We start from the raw sequence: 16,238 nt of genomic DNA on the forward strand, positions 1-16,238 counted from the left end.
CATCTTAATTCATTGATGCGTGATCGTATTTCCCAATTGTAAGATCAATCTCGGCCTTCGCATTGTTCGCAAAAGAAATGATGGTTATCATGACCTGGAAACGCTATTCTATCCTATTGCGCTTCGTGATGTGTTGGAAATAATTCGTGATCCCCAACATCAACAAATTAATACATCAACGGTACAGTTTTCAACCTCCGGTACTTCGGTTGACGGTAAAGTGCACGATAATATTTGTATCAAAGCATTCAACCTGCTACAAAAAGATTTTCCGCAGTTACCTGCTATTCAAATGCATTTGCACAAAGCCATTCCCATAGGTGCAGGATTAGGCGGTGGCAGTTCGGATGCTGCGTTTACTTTATCATTGTTGAACAAGCAGTTTAATTTGGGTTTGTCGCCGGACCAACTCATTCATTACGCATTGCAATTAGGCAGTGATTGCCCTTTTTTTATTATCAATACCCCGTGCTATGCCACCGGTCGGGGCGAAGTAATGGAACCCGTGACCATAGACCTTAATGCTTATAAATTCATAATAATAAATCCGGGTATACACATTCCTACAGGCCAGGCTTTTTCCAATATAACCCCTGCCCTGCCTGGAAAAAATTTAAAGGATATAATCCAGCAGCCAATTGAAACATGGAAAAATGATATGACTAATGATTTTGAAAAACCGATCTTCAAACTTCACCCTGAGATTGAGCAGATAAAAAATAAATTGTATGACAGTGGCGCCTCGTACGCATCAATGACTGGCAGTGGCAGCACGGTGTATGGAATTGTTGAAAAGGATAAGAAAGTGGATGCAGAATTTCCGTCTACCTATTTTGTAAAAGAGTTACAAAGCTAATCTCAACAGGTCATTCAGGTCCAGTTGTTCCGTCACCATTTGAAGCCTGTCCTCAACATAAGGCCACGCCTCCATGGGTTTGTCCCAATAAAGTTCAACACCATTGCCATCCGGATCATTTAAATACAAAGCTTCTGAAACACCATGATCGGATGCGCCGGTCAAAGGATAATTGGCATCCAGCAAGCGTTTTAAAATAAGAGCAAGATCTTTTCGTGTCGGGTATAAAATGGCGGTATGAAAAAGCCCAACCGATCTCACAGGAGCAGGACCGGCATCTTTGCTGTACCAGGTATTTAAACCAATATGATGATGATAGCCACCTGCTGAAATAAACACAGCGCTTTCACCATATCGCTGTGTTTCCTGGAAACCCAGCAGGTCACGATAAAAACCAAGTGCCTTATCCAAATTGGAAACTTTTAAATGAACATGCCCAATGCGGGTTTGAGGTGGTGCAGTGTATAACATGGCGATGGTTTTAAAAATAAATTTACTAACTTGCGGCAAAATTTTTCTATCCTTTATAATACGACCATAGCATTGTTTTTGGCAAACAATCTTGATTTGCTCAACCACTAAGGTTCTTCTTCCTTCAACCCGGCATGTCATCGGGCATTTCATCGTGTTCTCATTTCTTTTTTACAAACCTTCAATTCTTTAGTATGCAATCGCTATTACAACTATCTGAGCAATCACAATATTACCTGGAGCTGGAAGAAAAATATGGATCACATAACTATCATCCGATACCAGTTGTCTTATCAAAAGGACAAGGTGTTTTTGTGTGGGATGTAGACGGGAAAAAATATTATGATTTCCTCAGTGGTTATTCGGCCGTAAACCAGGGGCACTGCCATCCAAAAATCGTACAATCATTTATTGAACAATCACAAAAACTGACTCTAACAAGCCGTGCATTTCACAGCGATCAGTTGGGTGAATATGCAAAATTCATCACTAATTATTTTGGTTATGACAAAGTGTTGCCGATGAATACGGGTGTGGAAGCGGTAGAAACGGGGATCAAGCTTTGCCGTAAATGGGCCTACGAAGTAAAAAATATTCCGGCAAACAAAGCAATCATTGTTGTATGTGAGGGAAATTTTCATGGAAGAACAACGGGGGTTATTTCTTTTAGCACCGACCCGCAGTCTACCACCAACTTCGGTCCTTACCTACCAGGCTTTGAAGTCATCCCGTACAATGACATTGAAGCATTGGCAAGGGCGTTGGAAAATAAAAATGTTGCAGGCTTTTTAGTAGAGCCCATTCAGGGTGAAGCGGGCGTAAAAGTTCCTGATGATGGCTATTTGTCAAAAGCCAAACGACTCTGCGAACAAGCCAATGTTTTATTCATTGCAGATGAAATTCAAACAGGCCTTGCTAGAACCGGAAAGATGCTGGCCTGCGATCATGAAAACGTGAGACCGGATATTTTGCTATTGGGTAAAGCATTAAGCGGCGGTATGATGCCGGTGAGTGCTGTATTAGCCGACGATGAGATCATGCTGACAATTAAACCCGGCGAGCATGGATCGACCTATGGTGGCAGCCCGCTTGCTTGTAAAACAGCCATCACTTCCTTGCAAGTTTTAAAAGAGGAATGCATGGCTGAAAATGCCGAAGCCATGGGAGAACTATTGAGAATTGAATTAGCATCGCTTCAATCAAATCATATCCATATCGTTCGGGGAAAAGGACTATTAAATGCAATCGTCATTGAACATGCCAATAAAGAGGCTGCCTGGGAACTTTGCCTGCAATTGAAAGAAAATGGTTTACTGGCCAAACCAACCCATGGTGATAAGATCAGGTTTGCACCTCCGTTGATCATAACAAAAGAACAAATATTGGACTGTGTGCAGATCATTGGTAAATCGCTATCTTGTTTGGATTAAATTAAAGAAGAGTTACTGGTTGCCGGTTTCCTGTTACCAGTAAAAACAAGTTTTCAATTTTAGAAATTAATCGGGAGCCAGATACCGGCAACAAGTAACAGGAAACTGGCAACTGTCACTATGGATACACACCTTCACCACGAGGAAAAACATTTACGCAGTAGTGCATTTCTGACGGATGTCGTCATTGGCATGAGCGACGGTCTTACGGTCCCTTTTGCATTGGCTGCAGGTCTTAGTGGCGCAGTTGCTTCCAATTCTATTATCGTCATCGCCGGAATTGCGGAAATCGCAGCGGGGTCGATAGCCATGGGATTAGGCGGTTATCTCGCTGGTAAAACAGAGATTGATCACTACCAAACAGAATTAAAAAGAGAATATGAAGAGGTAGATGTAGTACCCGAGAAAGAAAAGGAGGAGGTAAAAACCTTTTTTGCCAATATTGGGCTCAGCGAGGAAATGCAGGCAAAAGCCACCGAAGAAATCGCCAGGGATAAAAAACAATGGGTGGATTTTATGATGAAATATGAACTGGGTCTTGACAAACCTGATCCCAAACGAGCCACCAAATCGGCGTTGAATATTGGTCTTTCCTATGCAGTAGGCGGGCTCGTTCCACTAAGCCCTTATTTTTTTACCGACACTCCTTTGCAGGCATTAGAGGTTTCGGCAATCCTCACATTGCTTTGTCTTTTTATTTTCGGTTATTTTAAAAGCAGGATGACGGGTGTTAATCCCTGGTGGGGAGCTTTAAGAGTTACTTTAATTGGCGCATTGGCCGCAAGCGCAGCATTTGGTGTGGCAAAATTGTTTGAAATCTGACGCCTGGTCCCCGGAACTTTTGTAAGTAAAAAGTTTACACCTTATTTTTTTCTGCTGGTATTTTAATATCCGGGAAGAGAGCCGCTACCAACATAATGATGGAGGCCAGTAATACCAGGTAAAGAGCAACGTGTTTTTCAGGACACTCACCACCGCGACAAGCTGAAATGATGAAATAGTTTCTCATGGCCCAGGCAAGGTTTAGTGCCGTCACCAGTAAATTGGTTCGCTTGGCCCAAATCTTCGGAATAAAAGAAAAAAGAAGAAAAAAGAAAGAGAAGAGCAGGTGAAAATAACCAGGCTTGCCAAAGCTGGTACCCGTTGCCTCCACTCCGCTTACCACGATATTTTTTGAAGGAACAACTATCCACGTAAAAAAACAGGCAATGATCAATAGCAGGGCGGCACCAGCTCCCACCCATTTCATCCAACGCATACAAAATTTGTTTTAAAGGGCGCAAGATAGCCATTAGTTGAATGACGGGGTTGGCAGGACTAAAAAAGCAATGACCTGTGGTAAGATCATTGCTTTGAACTAAACAAACTATTGACTGCTTATAATCTAAATCCAAGGGTAAAACTTAACACCCGGTGCTTATTATTATTGTCCTCACCAGAACCACCACTACCCGATTGCAATTTGGCGAGACCAAGACCATAGTTAGCCGAGATCACCATTTTAGAAGCCTCGATACCAACCGTACCATTCAAGCCGTAGTCAAACCTCTTCATTATCCCAAATCCTGAACCTTCTTCCTCGTTTAATGTGGTTGGATCATCATTCGACCATTTAATATTCTTTTCACTGCTATAAGATACTCCGGCGATGCTGCCATTAACTTTGTTCTTTCCTGCAATTCCCATGGCGATATAAGGACCCGCACCTACAAAAAATTTGCTGGCCCCTGTTGGCGTTTTAAAAACGAGGTTTACCGGAACCTCAACATAATAAGGATTTGAAGTCGCCCGATAAAAATTTGCATCGCCCTCATTACCCATTTGAGTCTTTGTTCCTTTACCGGTAAAAATAATTCCGGGTTGTAAAGCAAGAAACGAAGTGACATTTAAATCGCCAATCACACCTACCTGGAAACTGGTTAACATTTTGGCATCATCAATTCCGCCTTTATCTGTCACGGATACATTAGCGAGATTGACACCGCCCCTGAGAATAGCCGAAGATTTTTGAGCGTAGGCACTAATGAAAGCTACTGATGACAAAGTGGCACAAACGATAATTTTTTTCATTTTCATGATTGTACAGTTTAAAATATGCTGTCCATAGGACAAAGATGCTGCCAGCTTTATCGATCGCCCTGGAATTAAAGCAATTGGCTGGCGTTAATGCACCTTAAGACCCAAAGATAATCTGCGGGTTTAACCAGGCTAAAAAAAATGTGAAGAAAAGGCAATAATCAGGGGAAACTAATCCGCATTCATATTAGTTTTTTGAATAAGAAAAATTAAAAGGGGATTGACCTTAAAGTCAATCCCCGGATCATGGGCTGATTAAAAAATCACAGTGTATAATTCCATTTATGAATGTCTTCTTCAACCCCCGTTCTTATTCTTTCTAATTTTTGTTTGAGTTTGTTTAAAATACTTTCATTGTTATACGACGGCAACTGGAAGTCTATCCCATTGATATGAATAGTTTGGATGGGTGCTACTACAGCGGCCGTGCCGGCTCCAAATGCTTCAGTGATGGAGTTGTTACGGAACGCCTGCTCCAGTTCTTCAACACTGATTGGTCGTTCTTCCACATCATATCCCATATCTTTTGCCAGCGTCAATAAAGAATCTCTTGTTACACCATCCAATATGGAATCAGACAATGGAGGTGTGACCACAGTATTATTGATCACAAACATTACATTCATCATCCCCGATTCTTCGATAAATTTATTTTCGCTGGCATCTGTCCATAGAAGTTGATCATAACCTTGCTGTTTTGCCAATTGAGTAGGATACAAAGCACCGCCGTAGTTACCACCACATTTCACAAAACCTGTTCCTCCTTTTGCAGCCCTGCTGTAGTCAGTTTCGACTTTTACCCGAATTGGTTTGGCATATAACTCCGGAACCGGGCCTGAAAAAACAATGAACCTGTATCGATCTGAAATTTTAATTCCAAATTTTGCTTCGCTGGCATACATAAAGGGACGCAGATACAGTGAAGCCCCTTTTTGAGAGGGAACCCAGGCATTATCTATTTCCAGCAATTTAGCTAATCCCTCAACAAAGATATCTTTTGGCGGAACCGCCATGCACATTCTTTCCAATGATCTTCCAAACCGATCGTAGTGTTTGTCGACCCGGAAAATATTAATTCGCCCGTCTGTCATGCGAAAAGCCTTCATGCCTTCGAAAACTGTTTGTCCGTAGTGTAACGCTAATGTCGCAGGGTTCAGTGACAAATTAGAAAAAGGAACAATCACTGGCTGTTGCCATTGACCGTCGTTGTAATCACATACCAGCATGTGGTCCGATACATATTTTCCAAATTCAAGATTATCGAAATCCACCTCATTGATCTTTGAATGAGTTGTCGTGCGGGTAACGATCTCTGTTAGCAATTCCATATTTGTTGATTTAAGTTTAACAAGCGGTAGTTACTTTAAAAGCCACAGGCAATCCCATCAGGTAATAATCGAAAGTTTGTGTGCCAATGGTATAGGAATAAGTCCCCATCTTTTTATACCCGTTAGCTTCATACAGGCGGATAGCAGTTTCATTGCTCACATGTGTATCCAGCCAGAGATAGTCAGGATAAATTTCCCTGGCTATACCCCTCACTTCTTTTAACAGAGAAGTTCCTATCCCATAGCCATGCCATTCGGGGAGCACATAGATCTTTTGTAATTCCATTTGTGCACCTGATTCGATCTGGTCGTTGAGTGAATGCTTTTTTATTTTAGCAAAACCAACAGGTTGCTCATCTGCAAAAGCAAGGAGATAAATATTATTTTCCTTTCGCAGACTTTTAGTGAGCTTCAACGGGTCGTACGTGTGTTCCAGGTATTCAAATAATTCTTCTTTGCTTTTAAATAAATGTTCGAACGTTTGACGAAAAGATTTTTTTCCGATGCTGGCAATGTCTGCTGCATAAGAGACGTCAGCTTCAATAATGTTGATGTGCATAAGGTTAAAACAGTTTAAGGTTAGGGTTTAAAGTTTGAGGGTTGAGGGTTTGGTTTATGCTGAGACCATTTCATCAAATTGCCTGGCGTGATGAACAGCCGTGTCAATATCAATTACCATCTTCACATTGGCTCTTTTATAAACACCCTGCTCCACTTCCACATGCTGAAAACCTATTTTCTCATATAGCTTTACAGCACCGGCATTTTTGGTATTCGAATAGAGTATTACAGTTTTGGCTCCCAGCTCTTTTGCTTTTTTAAAACTTGCATAGCTGATAGCTTCCGCGATACCCAACCGGCGATAATTTTTATCGACCGCCATTTTTGTAAACTCGTAAACGTTATCATCCACTTTTCGAAGACCTACAGTTCCGGCAATTGCCCCGTTATACTCCGCCATCAATATAGCACCACCATCGTTCAGAATTGCTTCTTCAGGATTTGTCAGCACCCACTCATCAACCGGTTCCATCTCAAACAATTCTTCGATCCATACACGGTTAAAGGCTTCGAAATACGGTTGGTGCTCCGGCTGGTAATCCACAATTTTAATTTCACTCATTGTTTTACTTTTTTGAATTCACGGTTAACCAAATAAACGCCGCCTAAAGTGATTAGTGTACCGACGATCATATTGGCGTTCATTTTTTCTGACAGTAGCAGCCAGCCTATCACTACTGCTACTATAGGATTAATGTAGGCATATATTGAAACTTGTGTCGGTGGCAGCTTGCCTATCACAAACACATAGGCCGAATAAGCTACCAACGAACCGAATACGACGAGGTAAATCAGCGCCAGCCATGAATCCAGGTTCACATCTGCAAGGCTGATATACTTACCGGTGATCCCACAAACCGTCAACACCAGTATTCCTGCCACCAGCATTTGCAAACCCACATTGAATAAAATATCGATTGGTGGTTTTTGCCTGGATGTATATACCGTGCCAAAAGACCATGACAAAGTGGAGAGCAGGGCCAGTATCACACCAAATACAAAGGTTTTGCTTTGCAATTGTGCCAGGTAATCATAAAAGATGGTGAACACACCTACAAATCCTATCACTAACCCAACCACCATCCATCGGGTGATCTTTGCACATTTGGAAAGCCACACTGTGAATAAAGCAATAAACAAAGGAACCAAAGCAGCAATGATAGCAGCCAATCCCCCACTGATATACTCTAATGACCAGGTCAGTAAACCATTGGCAAGACAGAGCATGAATATGCTTTGCACGGAGATTTTCTTCAATACATCCCAACCCGGCAACTGATGCCCGCGTATTAAAAAATAAGCAACCAGTATAAGCCCGGACATGAACTGTCGCAGGCCCGATACAAATAAACCGGGCATGTTCTCAGCTCCTATCTTTGATGCGATATAGGTAGTGCCCCAAAAAAAACTTACCAATCCCAATGCGAAATATGCTTTATGTAGTTCCCTTTTCATCTTTAACTCCTTTTATTAATTCTGTAAAATTGTTTATTGCAACTCTCTGCAGCAACCCGCTTTTTGCGATTTTAACCGGCCGTTTTAAAATCTTGCACAAATTTTGGTCGATTATTTAGTAAAAAACAGATTCAGTTTTTGTATTTTTGACTAGATCAGATTTAGAACCGAGGGCGGAAGCCGGAAATCAGAAGTCCGAATGTTTACAAAAAGTGAAATTTTCTATTGAGATATTGTCTGGTATCAGACTTCCGATCTCTGACATCAGACCTCAAACTTTTTTTATGGGCAAAGCAAACTTTACTACCGATGACCACCTGTATATGCAGGTAGCAACGGGTCTTGAAAAAATGATCACTGATGATGTGTTGAAGATCGGTGACAAACTTCCTTCGGTTCGTTTACTCAGCGAAGAGTATGGCATCAGTATGGGCACGGCTTTCCAGGCTTATTATCATTTAGAGGGAAAAGGATTGATTGAGTCAAGACCCAAGTCAGGATACTATGTTCGTTTCAACCAACGGCGTTTTCCTGATCTGCCAAAGATCATCCAGCCCGATGTTTTATCACATGATGTGAGTGTAAAAGAAATGATCTCTTCGATCTATTCTGATATTGCTTCACACAATGACAAAGTGATCAATCTTGCAATGGCTGTTCCGGATGTTTCCTTATTACCTGCCGCCAAGATCAATAAATCGGTAATGCATGCATTGCGCAACAGTAAGGATCACTGCATCAGCTATGAACATACACAGGGCAATCTTGAATTGCGTAAGCAAATAGCCAAGCTGGCTTTTAACTGGGGTGGAAAAATAAAACCTGATGAAGTATTGGTTACTACCGGCTGTCTTGAAGCCATCACGATCTGTTTAAAGGCTGTTACCAAACCGGGAGATACTGTAGCTGTAGAATCACCCAATTATTTCGGCATTTTCCAGGCTATTGAAAACATGGGATTGAAAGTAGTGGAAATATCGTCTTGTTTTATTAGCGGGCTTGATCTTGATTGTTTGCAGGAAGTGATTAAAAAATTCCCGATCAAAGCCTGCGTAGTGATACCCAATTTTAATAACCCATTAGGCGGGTGCATGCCCGATGAAAATAAAAAGAAGCTTGTCGAGATCATTACAAAGCATAATATCCCATTGATAGAAGATGATATTTATGGTGAATTATATTTTGGGAAAAACCGTCCCCGCACCTGCAAGTATTATGATACCAAAGGCATGGTGATGCATTGCTCTTCATTAACCAAGTCATTGGCGCCGGGTTATCGTATTGGGTGGACCATTCCCGGAAAATTTTTAGAACAGGTAAAGCAAATAAAAAGAATACACAATATCAGCTCTCCTACCCTTACGCAGGCAGCTATGGCGCATTTTCTGCAGAACGGCCGCTATGAATATCATTTAAAAAATTTGCGTAAAGCTTTGTACACCCAATGCCTTCGGTATATGCAGGCCATCATTCACTATTTTCCTGAAGACACAAAAGTATCCCGGCCACATGGCGGATTTGTATTATGGGTGCAATTAAATAAAAAAGTAAATGGCTTTAAATTGCGGACAGAAGCGATGAAGCATCATATATCAATAATGCCGGGAAAGATATTTTCGGCCAGTTGTAATTATAGTAACTGCATCCGTATCAGTTTTGGCAAACCCTGGGATGATGATGCCGATTATGGGTTGATGATGCTGGGAAAATTGATTCAGAAAATGATGTAGGTAGATTTTATTAAGCGGTTCGCCCCACATAAAGCAAAATGAGGTATCAAAATTTTTCACCCTTGTTTCTATGCCTGGCCATAGTCATCTTTGTAGTATCGAACATATATTATTGAATCGTTAAAAGTTATAGAATCAACATCTTTTGTGAATACAACTTTATACTCTTTTTTAAAAATTACTCCAAATATTGAGATTACACAGACAATCACAAACAACACTATCAATATATTTTTAATCTTCATAAAAATTATTCATTGATTTTTTCAAGGTCTTATCCTTGGACAATTTAGCCAACATTCAATGTACCCCACTCTTCCTCTTAAAATAAAAATACAACGGAATCCCAATTGCCGTTATCACCAATCCCAATACAGAATTAATAACAGGCTGCCGGTCGTTTAAATAATTGGTTACATCATTCCAGACGGTCATCACTACATAAAAAGAAGAAAAGGCAATAAACAGGATAGGCACCACCGGGTAGCCCCAAATCCTGTACGGCCTTGGCTGATCGGGCATTCTTCTGCGAAAAATAAAAATGCCTATTGCACCGAATAAATAAGCGATCCAGGTAATAAAGACAAACATATCAGCCAGCATATCAAAAGAACCGGAAAGGATAAAGGCACATGTCCATATAGCATGCAGCCAGACAGCATTGCCGGGTGTATGGTATCGTGTATGCGTCTTCCCCACCCAGGGTAGAAACACTTTATCTTTTCCCATAGCAAACGTAATACGGCAGGTGGCCATCAGGTTGCCATTGACAGCGCCTAATGTACAGATCACGATCATAGCCGCAACAATGGCTCCGCTTGTATTTCCCAATGCTATAGCTATGGCATCGGATGCCACTAAAGGTGAAACAGCTAATTTTTCAACCGGCAATACATATAAATAAGCCTGGTTTACCAACACATAAACAATAATACAGGCAAACACACCTACTATCAGGCTTCCCGGTATATTTTTTTGCGGCCGTTTTATTTCGCCTGCGATAAACGTAACATTGATCCATCCATCATAAGCCATAAAAGCTCCGGTCATAGCTACAACAATACCGCTAAGCAAACTCATCCCCTCTTTAGGATTTTCTGCCTGGAAGAAATTTTGAAAAGATCCTTTGCCTGAAAAAAGTATCCCTGCGATCAAGGCACCGATCACACCCATTTTTACAATAGTAGAAATTAATTGAAAAGAACTTCCTGCTTTTACACTCCGGTAGTTTAGTGCTGAGAGCATGATCACTATCGCTACAGCCAATGATTTGACACCGAAGTTTTGTAAAGGATATAGATCGCCGATAAAAGGGATATGCCATACAAAAGCTTGCTCAGTTGCTATATCAAACCTGGGCAGTTGCAAAAAATAATCGGCATACTGTGCACATACAAATGAAATAGCTGCCACTGCTGCTGTATTAATAACAGCAAATGCAGCCCACCCGTATAAAAAAGCAAAGAACTCACCGAACATGCGGCGAAAGTAGGTGTAGATGCCACCCGTTTCCGGCATCATAGCACCCAGTTCTGCAAAGATCAATGCGCCAAATAAAGAAAACAGGCCTGCGATTATCCAGACCAGCGTGAGCCAAACAGGAGAACCCAATTGCGCAGCCATGGTGGCTGGTTTCATAAATACACCCGAACCAATGATGCTGCCTGCAACGATAGATGTTGCTGACCAAAAGCCAATCTTTTTTTGCAGTGAGTTTTGTTGATTCATCCTGATTTTTTGAGCCACAGATAAACACGGATTAACACAGATAAATTTGAGGGCTTTTCAAATCAAACTTTCTGTGTAATCTGTGGCAAATAATTATTTTCAAGCAGTTTTACTTTATTCATTGGAGGAATTGAGCCAGTAGTTCATGAAAATGATGCGTTCCTCTTTCTCTCGTAACCGAATATCTTCCCTGCTTATAAAACCTGGACTGAACTCCTTTTTGCACCTGTTGCACAATTTCTTCATCTTCCATTTCCACTTTATCCAATTCGCTTCCGGCGCCTGCGCTTCGCAGTTCTTCTTTCCATACATAAATACGAAAAGAGACTTTTGTTTTATCAACAGCCAGTGGTTGCACGATATTAATAGATAAACCCCAGGGGTAAAAATTGAACATCATATTGGGAAATACCCAGAAATAGTAAGCAGCTACTTTTTTCCCATAGTCAGGCGAGGATGAAGGCAGGTCGAAACAACTTTCACCTGTTTTACTAATGCCGATCTGCAAACTGGAGAACGGATAAAACAATTCGGTTGAGTAATCAGTAAAATCAATAGCGGCATTTAAACCTGCATGCACAAAAGGAATATGAAACCCTTCCAAATAGTTTTCACAATACAAGGCCCAATTGGCATTGATATAATAATCTTTGGAAAGATCAGGCCGATGCTGAAACTCGTCTAAAGGCAGCCACGCAACCCTTTCCATCATATCTTTAAAAAAAACAATCGGGTCATATCGCTGATTCAATGAAGTGAATAATAGTTTCCCCCATTGAAATAAAGGAAGCCTGGTCAGATCGTCATCCCGTGAAGGAAAATTTTTTACTTCTTTAAACTCCGGCATCGATTTAAACTGACCGTTCAAATGAAAGAGCCGGCCATGGTACCTGCATCGCAGATTAGATAACCGGCAAGATTCGTACACGAGTAAATTGCCCCGGTGAGTACACACATTAGACAGGCAATGCGGTTCTCCTTTCTCATCACGGGTGAGCAGCAATGGCTCGCTGATAAATTTTTCCAGCAATGTAAAAGGATAGCAGGCGCCATTCGTTTTTACCATATCGGTATCACCTGCCAACTGCCAGGATGCGGCAAATATTTTTTCTTTTGCCATTTCAAAAAACTGCGCCGATTTGTACACTTCAGTAGAAATGGTATGGGCTTGTGAAATATCTGCATCAACAAAAAATTTATCCATGGGCAGTCAATTGTATTTGGAAGATAAGAAAGTGTTGCTGAAAATACCGGATGACTGGCAAGTGACGGCTTCAAATTGGTATAATAAAAAAGCTCCCCCGGTGAAGGAAGAGCCAAACTATTTGTTTTCTGGTTTCAACCCGAATATAGCAATCATAAGCAGTGCTACATACCTACGGCCCGGATACTAGTCTTTCCCGGTAGGATTAACAGGTAAAGGAAGGAGATGGATCCCAGAATTGGCGAAAAGAACTGTTTTTTTGCTTGCGGAGACTAAGGTAGAAATAAGATTTTTCACTTACAATATTGTTAAAAAATAAATATTAGCTGGCAGTAGCGATAGTAAAAGTTATTGAGACAAATGATCAAAGTTTCATTCAAATAGCATAACTTAAGGGAACAAGTTATCCTCCTGTCCACCCTCCCCGTTTCATTCCATCACGTAAAAACATTGAATATGGCACTTGATTTAGTAGACGCAGCAAGGAGCCTACTGCCGGCCGACCTGGTCTCTAAAGCCGCTAACTCACTTGGCGAAAGCGAAAACAGTATCCAAAAAGCAATTGGTGGCGCTATACCTTCCGTATTGGCAGGTCTGTTGAACAAACCTGCTTCAACGAGTGATGGTGAACTCCTGGATCTTGCAAAAAGTGCGGCAGGAAGCGGTATTCTAAGCAACCTGTCGGGGTTATTTGACAGCAGTGTTCCAACTGCCGACAGCGTCAGGGCAACTGTGATGGGATGGCTCCGGTCGCTTTTTGGAGATAAAGTAAATAATATTATTAATGCGATTGCAGGCTTTGCCGGAATCAAGCCTTCATCCGCCAATACTGTTCTGAGTATAGCCATGCCGACGGCTTTAGCCCCGGTTGGTCAATATGCGACGGAAAATAATTTGAGTGAATCAGGTTTGAATACTTTTTTACAAAGCCAAAAAAGTGCTATCATAAGTGCTATTCCCTCCGGGCTAAACCTTACAGGAGCCCTGGGTATTCCCAGCCTGGATGACATTGGCGGCAGACTTACCCATGTGGTTTCTTCTGTTACGGAACATGTCGGAGGTACATTCAAAACTACCACTTCATCCGGCAGTAACTGGTTAAGGCCACTCATCCTGGTAGCTGCGGTAGCCATTTTGATCTGGATTTTCAGCAAAAAAGGTTGCACGAATGAAGGCACTTCCACTGGTGCAGATGATACAGCTCATACTACTTTATCACCGGTACCGCCTGTCTCAGATCCGGATATAGCAAAAACTTCGGGAGGTATTCTTGACACCATTACAGGCAACTATGTTTATGATACAGGAAACGAAATAGAATTGAAACTGGCTGATGGAACTGTGCTAAAAGTTGGGGATAATAGCACGGAAGCAAAATTGTTCAATATGTTGAGCAATCCAGGCTGGACTGTTGATACCGTTGATAAAACAAAGAATTGGGTCAGCTTTGACCGGGTATATTTTGAAACCGGTAAATCGGTATTGACCGCTGCTTCGCAAACCCAGGTGAAGAACGTAGCAACTATTCTTAAAAATTTTCCTTCCGGTTCTATCAAAATTGGCGGGTACACCGACAATGTTGGCGATGCGGCCGTCAATAAAACGATATCGGATGCAAGAGCAAAGGCGGTAATGATAGAATTGGTAAATATGGGGGCAGGTTCCAAGCAAATTACAGAAGCCGTTGGTTATGGACCCGACCATCCGGTATGTGCGGCTAATGATACACCTGAATGTAAAGCTCAAAACAGGAGGGTTGATCTGAAGGTAGCGTCAAAATAGTTTACCATTAAACTTTCGATACAAGGTTGCCTGGAAAACGGGCAACCTTTTTGTTTAATTGATCGGTTACTGCCGGCCAATTTATTGGCGCTATAACCACACAAATTGTATAATATTATTTTGCTGATTATTATTTGCTATTTTTAATCGTACAGCATGTAACATAAATTTACGTGTTAGGCGAAATCAAACGACACCTCACAAGTGGAACAACTAATACAACTTACTAATTCAGAAGACTTCCTTAACGACTGGGCTTTTTACGTGACCGGCATCAGATTAGTACCACGAACTGGCAAAATGATTATTTCCTTAGAAGCCTTTTATGACCAATTTGACGAACAGTTTTCAGGAAACAAAAAAAGTTGGAAGATTGCTTGTCATGGCTTTTTTGACCATCATTTACATGCTGGTTACTTAAGACCGTTTTACCAAATAAAAGTTTTGTCTGACCATCCTGTACTTTGGAATTACGGAGCTGAAACATTCTTTTCTATTCATGGTTCATGCAAAGACATTCCTTCATTAATGGGTGAACTTTTTCTAGTTCACAGTAAAGGCTGTGGTAATTGGGTAGACTTTCATAAGGTCTTTGGTTTTCTTCCTGAAATTTTAGAGACAGAAACCGAAAATCAACTTGCTTCACCAACACCATTGTGGCAACATTATATCAAAATATTGGAGCGATACAATGTGAAGTACACAGTTAATGAAACTCAGCAAAACCAACAATTATCAGCATTGTTTTTTGGTAGCGTTGACTTTCCGGAAAATTACAATTACGGACAACCTTATGTAGCAGCAGAATCATTTGAAATACTTGAAAGCGCCTAACAAGTGCAGTTGTAAAAGCATGGCTTGACCGGCAGCACTTGTGCATCAGTAACTTCTTATCATCTTTTGTTTAAGCCGACATTACGCCATTCAACAATTGTAATTATCTTCAACTTCAGTTTTTTAATTAAGTATTTGTACCAGACTGACGGAACATGAAATTCCATGCCTTCACAAATGCTTTAACGACGTTAGCCGCAATTAATCCTACAAAACGTAAAACTGCAGGAAATATGAATGTTCTTTATGCTTTTTTGATAACATTGGTTGTTTATCCAATTCTTGGAACACTTCTATTTGCTTTAGTTGAGAATTTGAAAACCTCAATCAAACTAAAAGTTCTAATCCTGACGTTTGGACATCCTTTACTAAGTGGAATTTTTATATGGTTAGTGTGTTCGACTTTTAATCGGGAAATTGCCGAAATAGGAGTATTATTTGTCGCCGGAACTTTTTTACGTATCCCATTTTCGGACAGGAAATATTTTTCAAATCTTATAAGGGAATCAGGAGTTGTGACAATTGAATATGTAACCGAATTATTAAAACGTAGAACAGTTCAAATAATAATTTCTGAAGTCAAAGATTTCAGGCAATCTAAAAGTCGTCACTTAATTGACAAGCTATCAGAATTGACTGTGACTTTACCTACCGAAATTTTGACATTTAAAATTCTTGATAAGAACGAAGAAGCATTACTGACATAAATGCGACTAACGTGGATTCGCTTGACAGAGTATAACTTTATAAAAAATCCCGCTTCACCGAAGCAGGATTTAAAAA

The 16,238-nt window shown here is 40.9% G+C and carries 17 protein-coding genes; 8 read left to right on the plus strand and 9 right to left on the minus strand.

All coding sequences use genetic code 11. The annotated features are described in order from the left end of the window. Positions 1 to 19 precede the first annotated feature (19 nt). Positions 20 to 856: a 4-(cytidine 5'-diphospho)-2-C-methyl-D-erythritol kinase gene (gene ispE / locus ACFEL9_RS09935; RefSeq protein ID WP_385889072.1), complete on the plus strand. Its 837-nt coding sequence runs from the start codon at positions 20 to 22 to the stop codon at positions 854 to 856. Here the strand turns inward: ispE and ACFEL9_RS09940 are convergent. Then, entirely contained in the window at positions 845 to 1,327 is a 483-nt protein-coding gene (locus ACFEL9_RS09940) for a VOC family protein (protein WP_385889075.1), read from the minus strand. The genes ispE and ACFEL9_RS09940 overlap by 12 nt on opposite strands. Positions 1,328 to 1,521: 194 nt before the next feature. Between ACFEL9_RS09940 and rocD the strand changes: the two genes are divergently transcribed. Continuing rightward, complete coding sequence (rocD, locus tag ACFEL9_RS09945; RefSeq protein WP_385889077.1) at positions 1,522 to 2,757, plus strand: ornithine--oxo-acid transaminase; 1,236 nt, start codon at positions 1,522 to 1,524, stop codon at positions 2,755 to 2,757. Between the two features lie 120 nt (positions 2,758 to 2,877). Next, positions 2,878 to 3,579, plus strand: coding sequence for a VIT1/CCC1 transporter family protein (locus tag ACFEL9_RS09950; protein ID WP_385889079.1), 702 nt, complete (start codon positions 2,878 to 2,880; stop codon positions 3,577 to 3,579). Positions 3,580 to 3,613: 34 nt separating this feature from the next. Here ACFEL9_RS09950 and ACFEL9_RS09955 read toward each other — a convergent pair whose 3' ends face one another. The 6 genes from ACFEL9_RS09955 to ACFEL9_RS09980 form a co-directional block, all read right to left on the minus strand. Further along, entirely contained in the window at positions 3,614 to 4,015 is a 402-nt protein-coding gene (locus ACFEL9_RS09955; RefSeq protein ID WP_385889082.1) for a hypothetical protein, read from the minus strand. Between the two features lie 119 nt (positions 4,016 to 4,134). Further along, complete coding sequence (locus ACFEL9_RS09960) at positions 4,135 to 4,833, minus strand: porin family protein (protein WP_385889084.1); 699 nt, start codon at positions 4,831 to 4,833, stop codon at positions 4,135 to 4,137. 263 nt (positions 4,834 to 5,096) lie between these two features. Further along, on the minus strand, positions 5,097 to 6,161 hold the full coding sequence (locus ACFEL9_RS09965; protein WP_385889087.1) for a branched-chain amino acid aminotransferase: 1,065 nt from the start codon (positions 6,159 to 6,161) through the stop codon (positions 5,097 to 5,099). A 16-nt stretch (positions 6,162 to 6,177) separates the two neighbouring features. Continuing rightward, on the minus strand, positions 6,178 to 6,720 hold the full coding sequence (locus tag ACFEL9_RS09970) for a GNAT family N-acetyltransferase (protein WP_385889089.1): 543 nt from the start codon (positions 6,718 to 6,720) through the stop codon (positions 6,178 to 6,180). Between the two features lie 54 nt (positions 6,721 to 6,774). Further along, positions 6,775 to 7,284: a GNAT family N-acetyltransferase gene (locus ACFEL9_RS09975; protein ID WP_385889092.1), complete on the minus strand. Its 510-nt coding sequence runs from the start codon at positions 7,282 to 7,284 to the stop codon at positions 6,775 to 6,777. After that, the gene (locus ACFEL9_RS09980) at positions 7,281 to 8,177 is read right to left on the minus strand and encodes a DMT family transporter (protein ID WP_385889095.1); all 897 of its coding nucleotides are present in this window, start codon (positions 8,175 to 8,177) and stop codon (positions 7,281 to 7,283) included. The genes ACFEL9_RS09975 and ACFEL9_RS09980 overlap by 4 nt, the downstream gene beginning before the upstream one ends. Before the next feature lie 284 nt (positions 8,178 to 8,461). Here ACFEL9_RS09980 and ACFEL9_RS09985 point away from each other — a divergent pair, with 284 nt between their 5' ends. Further along, positions 8,462 to 9,907, plus strand: a complete 1,446-nt coding sequence (locus ACFEL9_RS09985; RefSeq protein ID WP_385889098.1) for an aminotransferase-like domain-containing protein — start codon at positions 8,462 to 8,464, stop codon at positions 9,905 to 9,907. 300 nt (positions 9,908 to 10,207) lie between these two features. On the opposite strand, the gene ACFEL9_RS09990 is transcribed toward ACFEL9_RS09985, so the two are convergent. Beyond that, positions 10,208 to 11,635, minus strand: a complete 1,428-nt coding sequence (locus ACFEL9_RS09990) for an APC family permease (RefSeq protein ID WP_385889101.1) — start codon at positions 11,633 to 11,635, stop codon at positions 10,208 to 10,210. 118 nt (positions 11,636 to 11,753) lie between these two features. Further along, positions 11,754 to 12,839 carry an aromatic ring-hydroxylating oxygenase subunit alpha gene (locus ACFEL9_RS09995; protein ID WP_385889103.1) on the minus strand — a complete coding sequence of 362 codons (1,086 nt, stop codon included), beginning with the start codon at positions 12,837 to 12,839 and terminating at the stop codon, positions 11,754 to 11,756. Here ACFEL9_RS09995 and ACFEL9_RS10000 point away from each other — a divergent pair. From ACFEL9_RS10000 to ACFEL9_RS10015, 4 genes are all read left to right on the plus strand, one after another. Then, entirely contained in the window at positions 12,838 to 13,029 is a 192-nt protein-coding gene (locus ACFEL9_RS10000) for a hypothetical protein (RefSeq protein ID WP_385889106.1), read from the plus strand. The genes ACFEL9_RS09995 and ACFEL9_RS10000 overlap by 2 nt on opposite strands. 266 nt (positions 13,030 to 13,295) lie before the next feature. Next, on the plus strand, positions 13,296 to 14,621 hold the full coding sequence (locus tag ACFEL9_RS10005) for an OmpA family protein (protein ID WP_385889109.1): 1,326 nt from the start codon (positions 13,296 to 13,298) through the stop codon (positions 14,619 to 14,621). A gap of 204 nt (positions 14,622 to 14,825) precedes the next feature. Continuing rightward, positions 14,826 to 15,455 (plus strand): hypothetical protein, encoded by a 630-nt coding sequence (locus ACFEL9_RS10010; protein ID WP_385889112.1) that lies wholly within the window; start codon positions 14,826 to 14,828, stop codon positions 15,453 to 15,455. Positions 15,456 to 15,610: 155 nt separating this feature from the next. Further along, positions 15,611 to 16,162: a hypothetical protein gene (locus ACFEL9_RS10015; RefSeq protein ID WP_385889113.1), complete on the plus strand. Its 552-nt coding sequence runs from the start codon at positions 15,611 to 15,613 to the stop codon at positions 16,160 to 16,162. Positions 16,163 to 16,238: the final 76 nt, after the last annotated feature.

This window comes from Terrimonas alba, assembly GCF_042434975.1.
Taxonomy (GTDB): Bacteria; Bacteroidota; Bacteroidia; order Chitinophagales; family Chitinophagaceae; genus Terrimonas_B; species Terrimonas_B alba.

Excerpts from the sequence above, each read along its gene's own strand:
- ACFEL9_RS09940 (WP_385889075.1), bottom strand. The coding sequence starts at position 1,327 with ATGTTATACACTGCACCACCTCAAACCCGCATTGGGCATGTTCATTTA.
- rocD (WP_385889077.1), top strand. The coding sequence starts at position 1,522 with ATGCAATCGCTATTACAACTATCTGAGCAATCACAATATTACCTGGAG.
- ACFEL9_RS09950 (WP_385889079.1), top strand. The coding sequence starts at position 2,878 with ATGGATACACACCTTCACCACGAGGAAAAACATTTACGCAGTAGTGCA.
- ACFEL9_RS09955 (WP_385889082.1), bottom strand. The coding sequence starts at position 4,015 with ATGCGTTGGATGAAATGGGTGGGAGCTGGTGCCGCCCTGCTATTGATC.
- ACFEL9_RS09960 (WP_385889084.1), bottom strand. The coding sequence starts at position 4,833 with ATGAAAATGAAAAAAATTATCGTTTGTGCCACTTTGTCATCAGTAGCT.
- ACFEL9_RS09965 (WP_385889087.1), bottom strand. The coding sequence starts at position 6,161 with ATGGAATTGCTAACAGAGATCGTTACCCGCACGACAACTCATTCAAAG.
- ACFEL9_RS09970 (WP_385889089.1), bottom strand. The coding sequence starts at position 6,720 with ATGCACATCAACATTATTGAAGCTGACGTCTCTTATGCAGCAGACATT.
- ACFEL9_RS09975 (WP_385889092.1), bottom strand. The coding sequence starts at position 7,284 with ATGAGTGAAATTAAAATTGTGGATTACCAGCCGGAGCACCAACCGTAT.
- ACFEL9_RS09980 (WP_385889095.1), bottom strand. The coding sequence starts at position 8,177 with ATGAAAAGGGAACTACATAAAGCATATTTCGCATTGGGATTGGTAAGT.
- ACFEL9_RS09985 (WP_385889098.1), top strand. The coding sequence starts at position 8,462 with ATGGGCAAAGCAAACTTTACTACCGATGACCACCTGTATATGCAGGTA.
- ACFEL9_RS09990 (WP_385889101.1), bottom strand. The coding sequence starts at position 11,635 with ATGAATCAACAAAACTCACTGCAAAAAAAGATTGGCTTTTGGTCAGCA.
- ACFEL9_RS10000 (WP_385889106.1), top strand. The coding sequence starts at position 12,838 with ATGGGCAGTCAATTGTATTTGGAAGATAAGAAAGTGTTGCTGAAAATA.
- ACFEL9_RS09995 (WP_385889103.1), bottom strand. The coding sequence starts at position 12,839 with ATGGATAAATTTTTTGTTGATGCAGATATTTCACAAGCCCATACCATT.
- ACFEL9_RS10005 (WP_385889109.1), top strand. The coding sequence starts at position 13,296 with ATGGCACTTGATTTAGTAGACGCAGCAAGGAGCCTACTGCCGGCCGAC.
- ACFEL9_RS10015 (WP_385889113.1), top strand. The coding sequence starts at position 15,611 with ATGAAATTCCATGCCTTCACAAATGCTTTAACGACGTTAGCCGCAATT.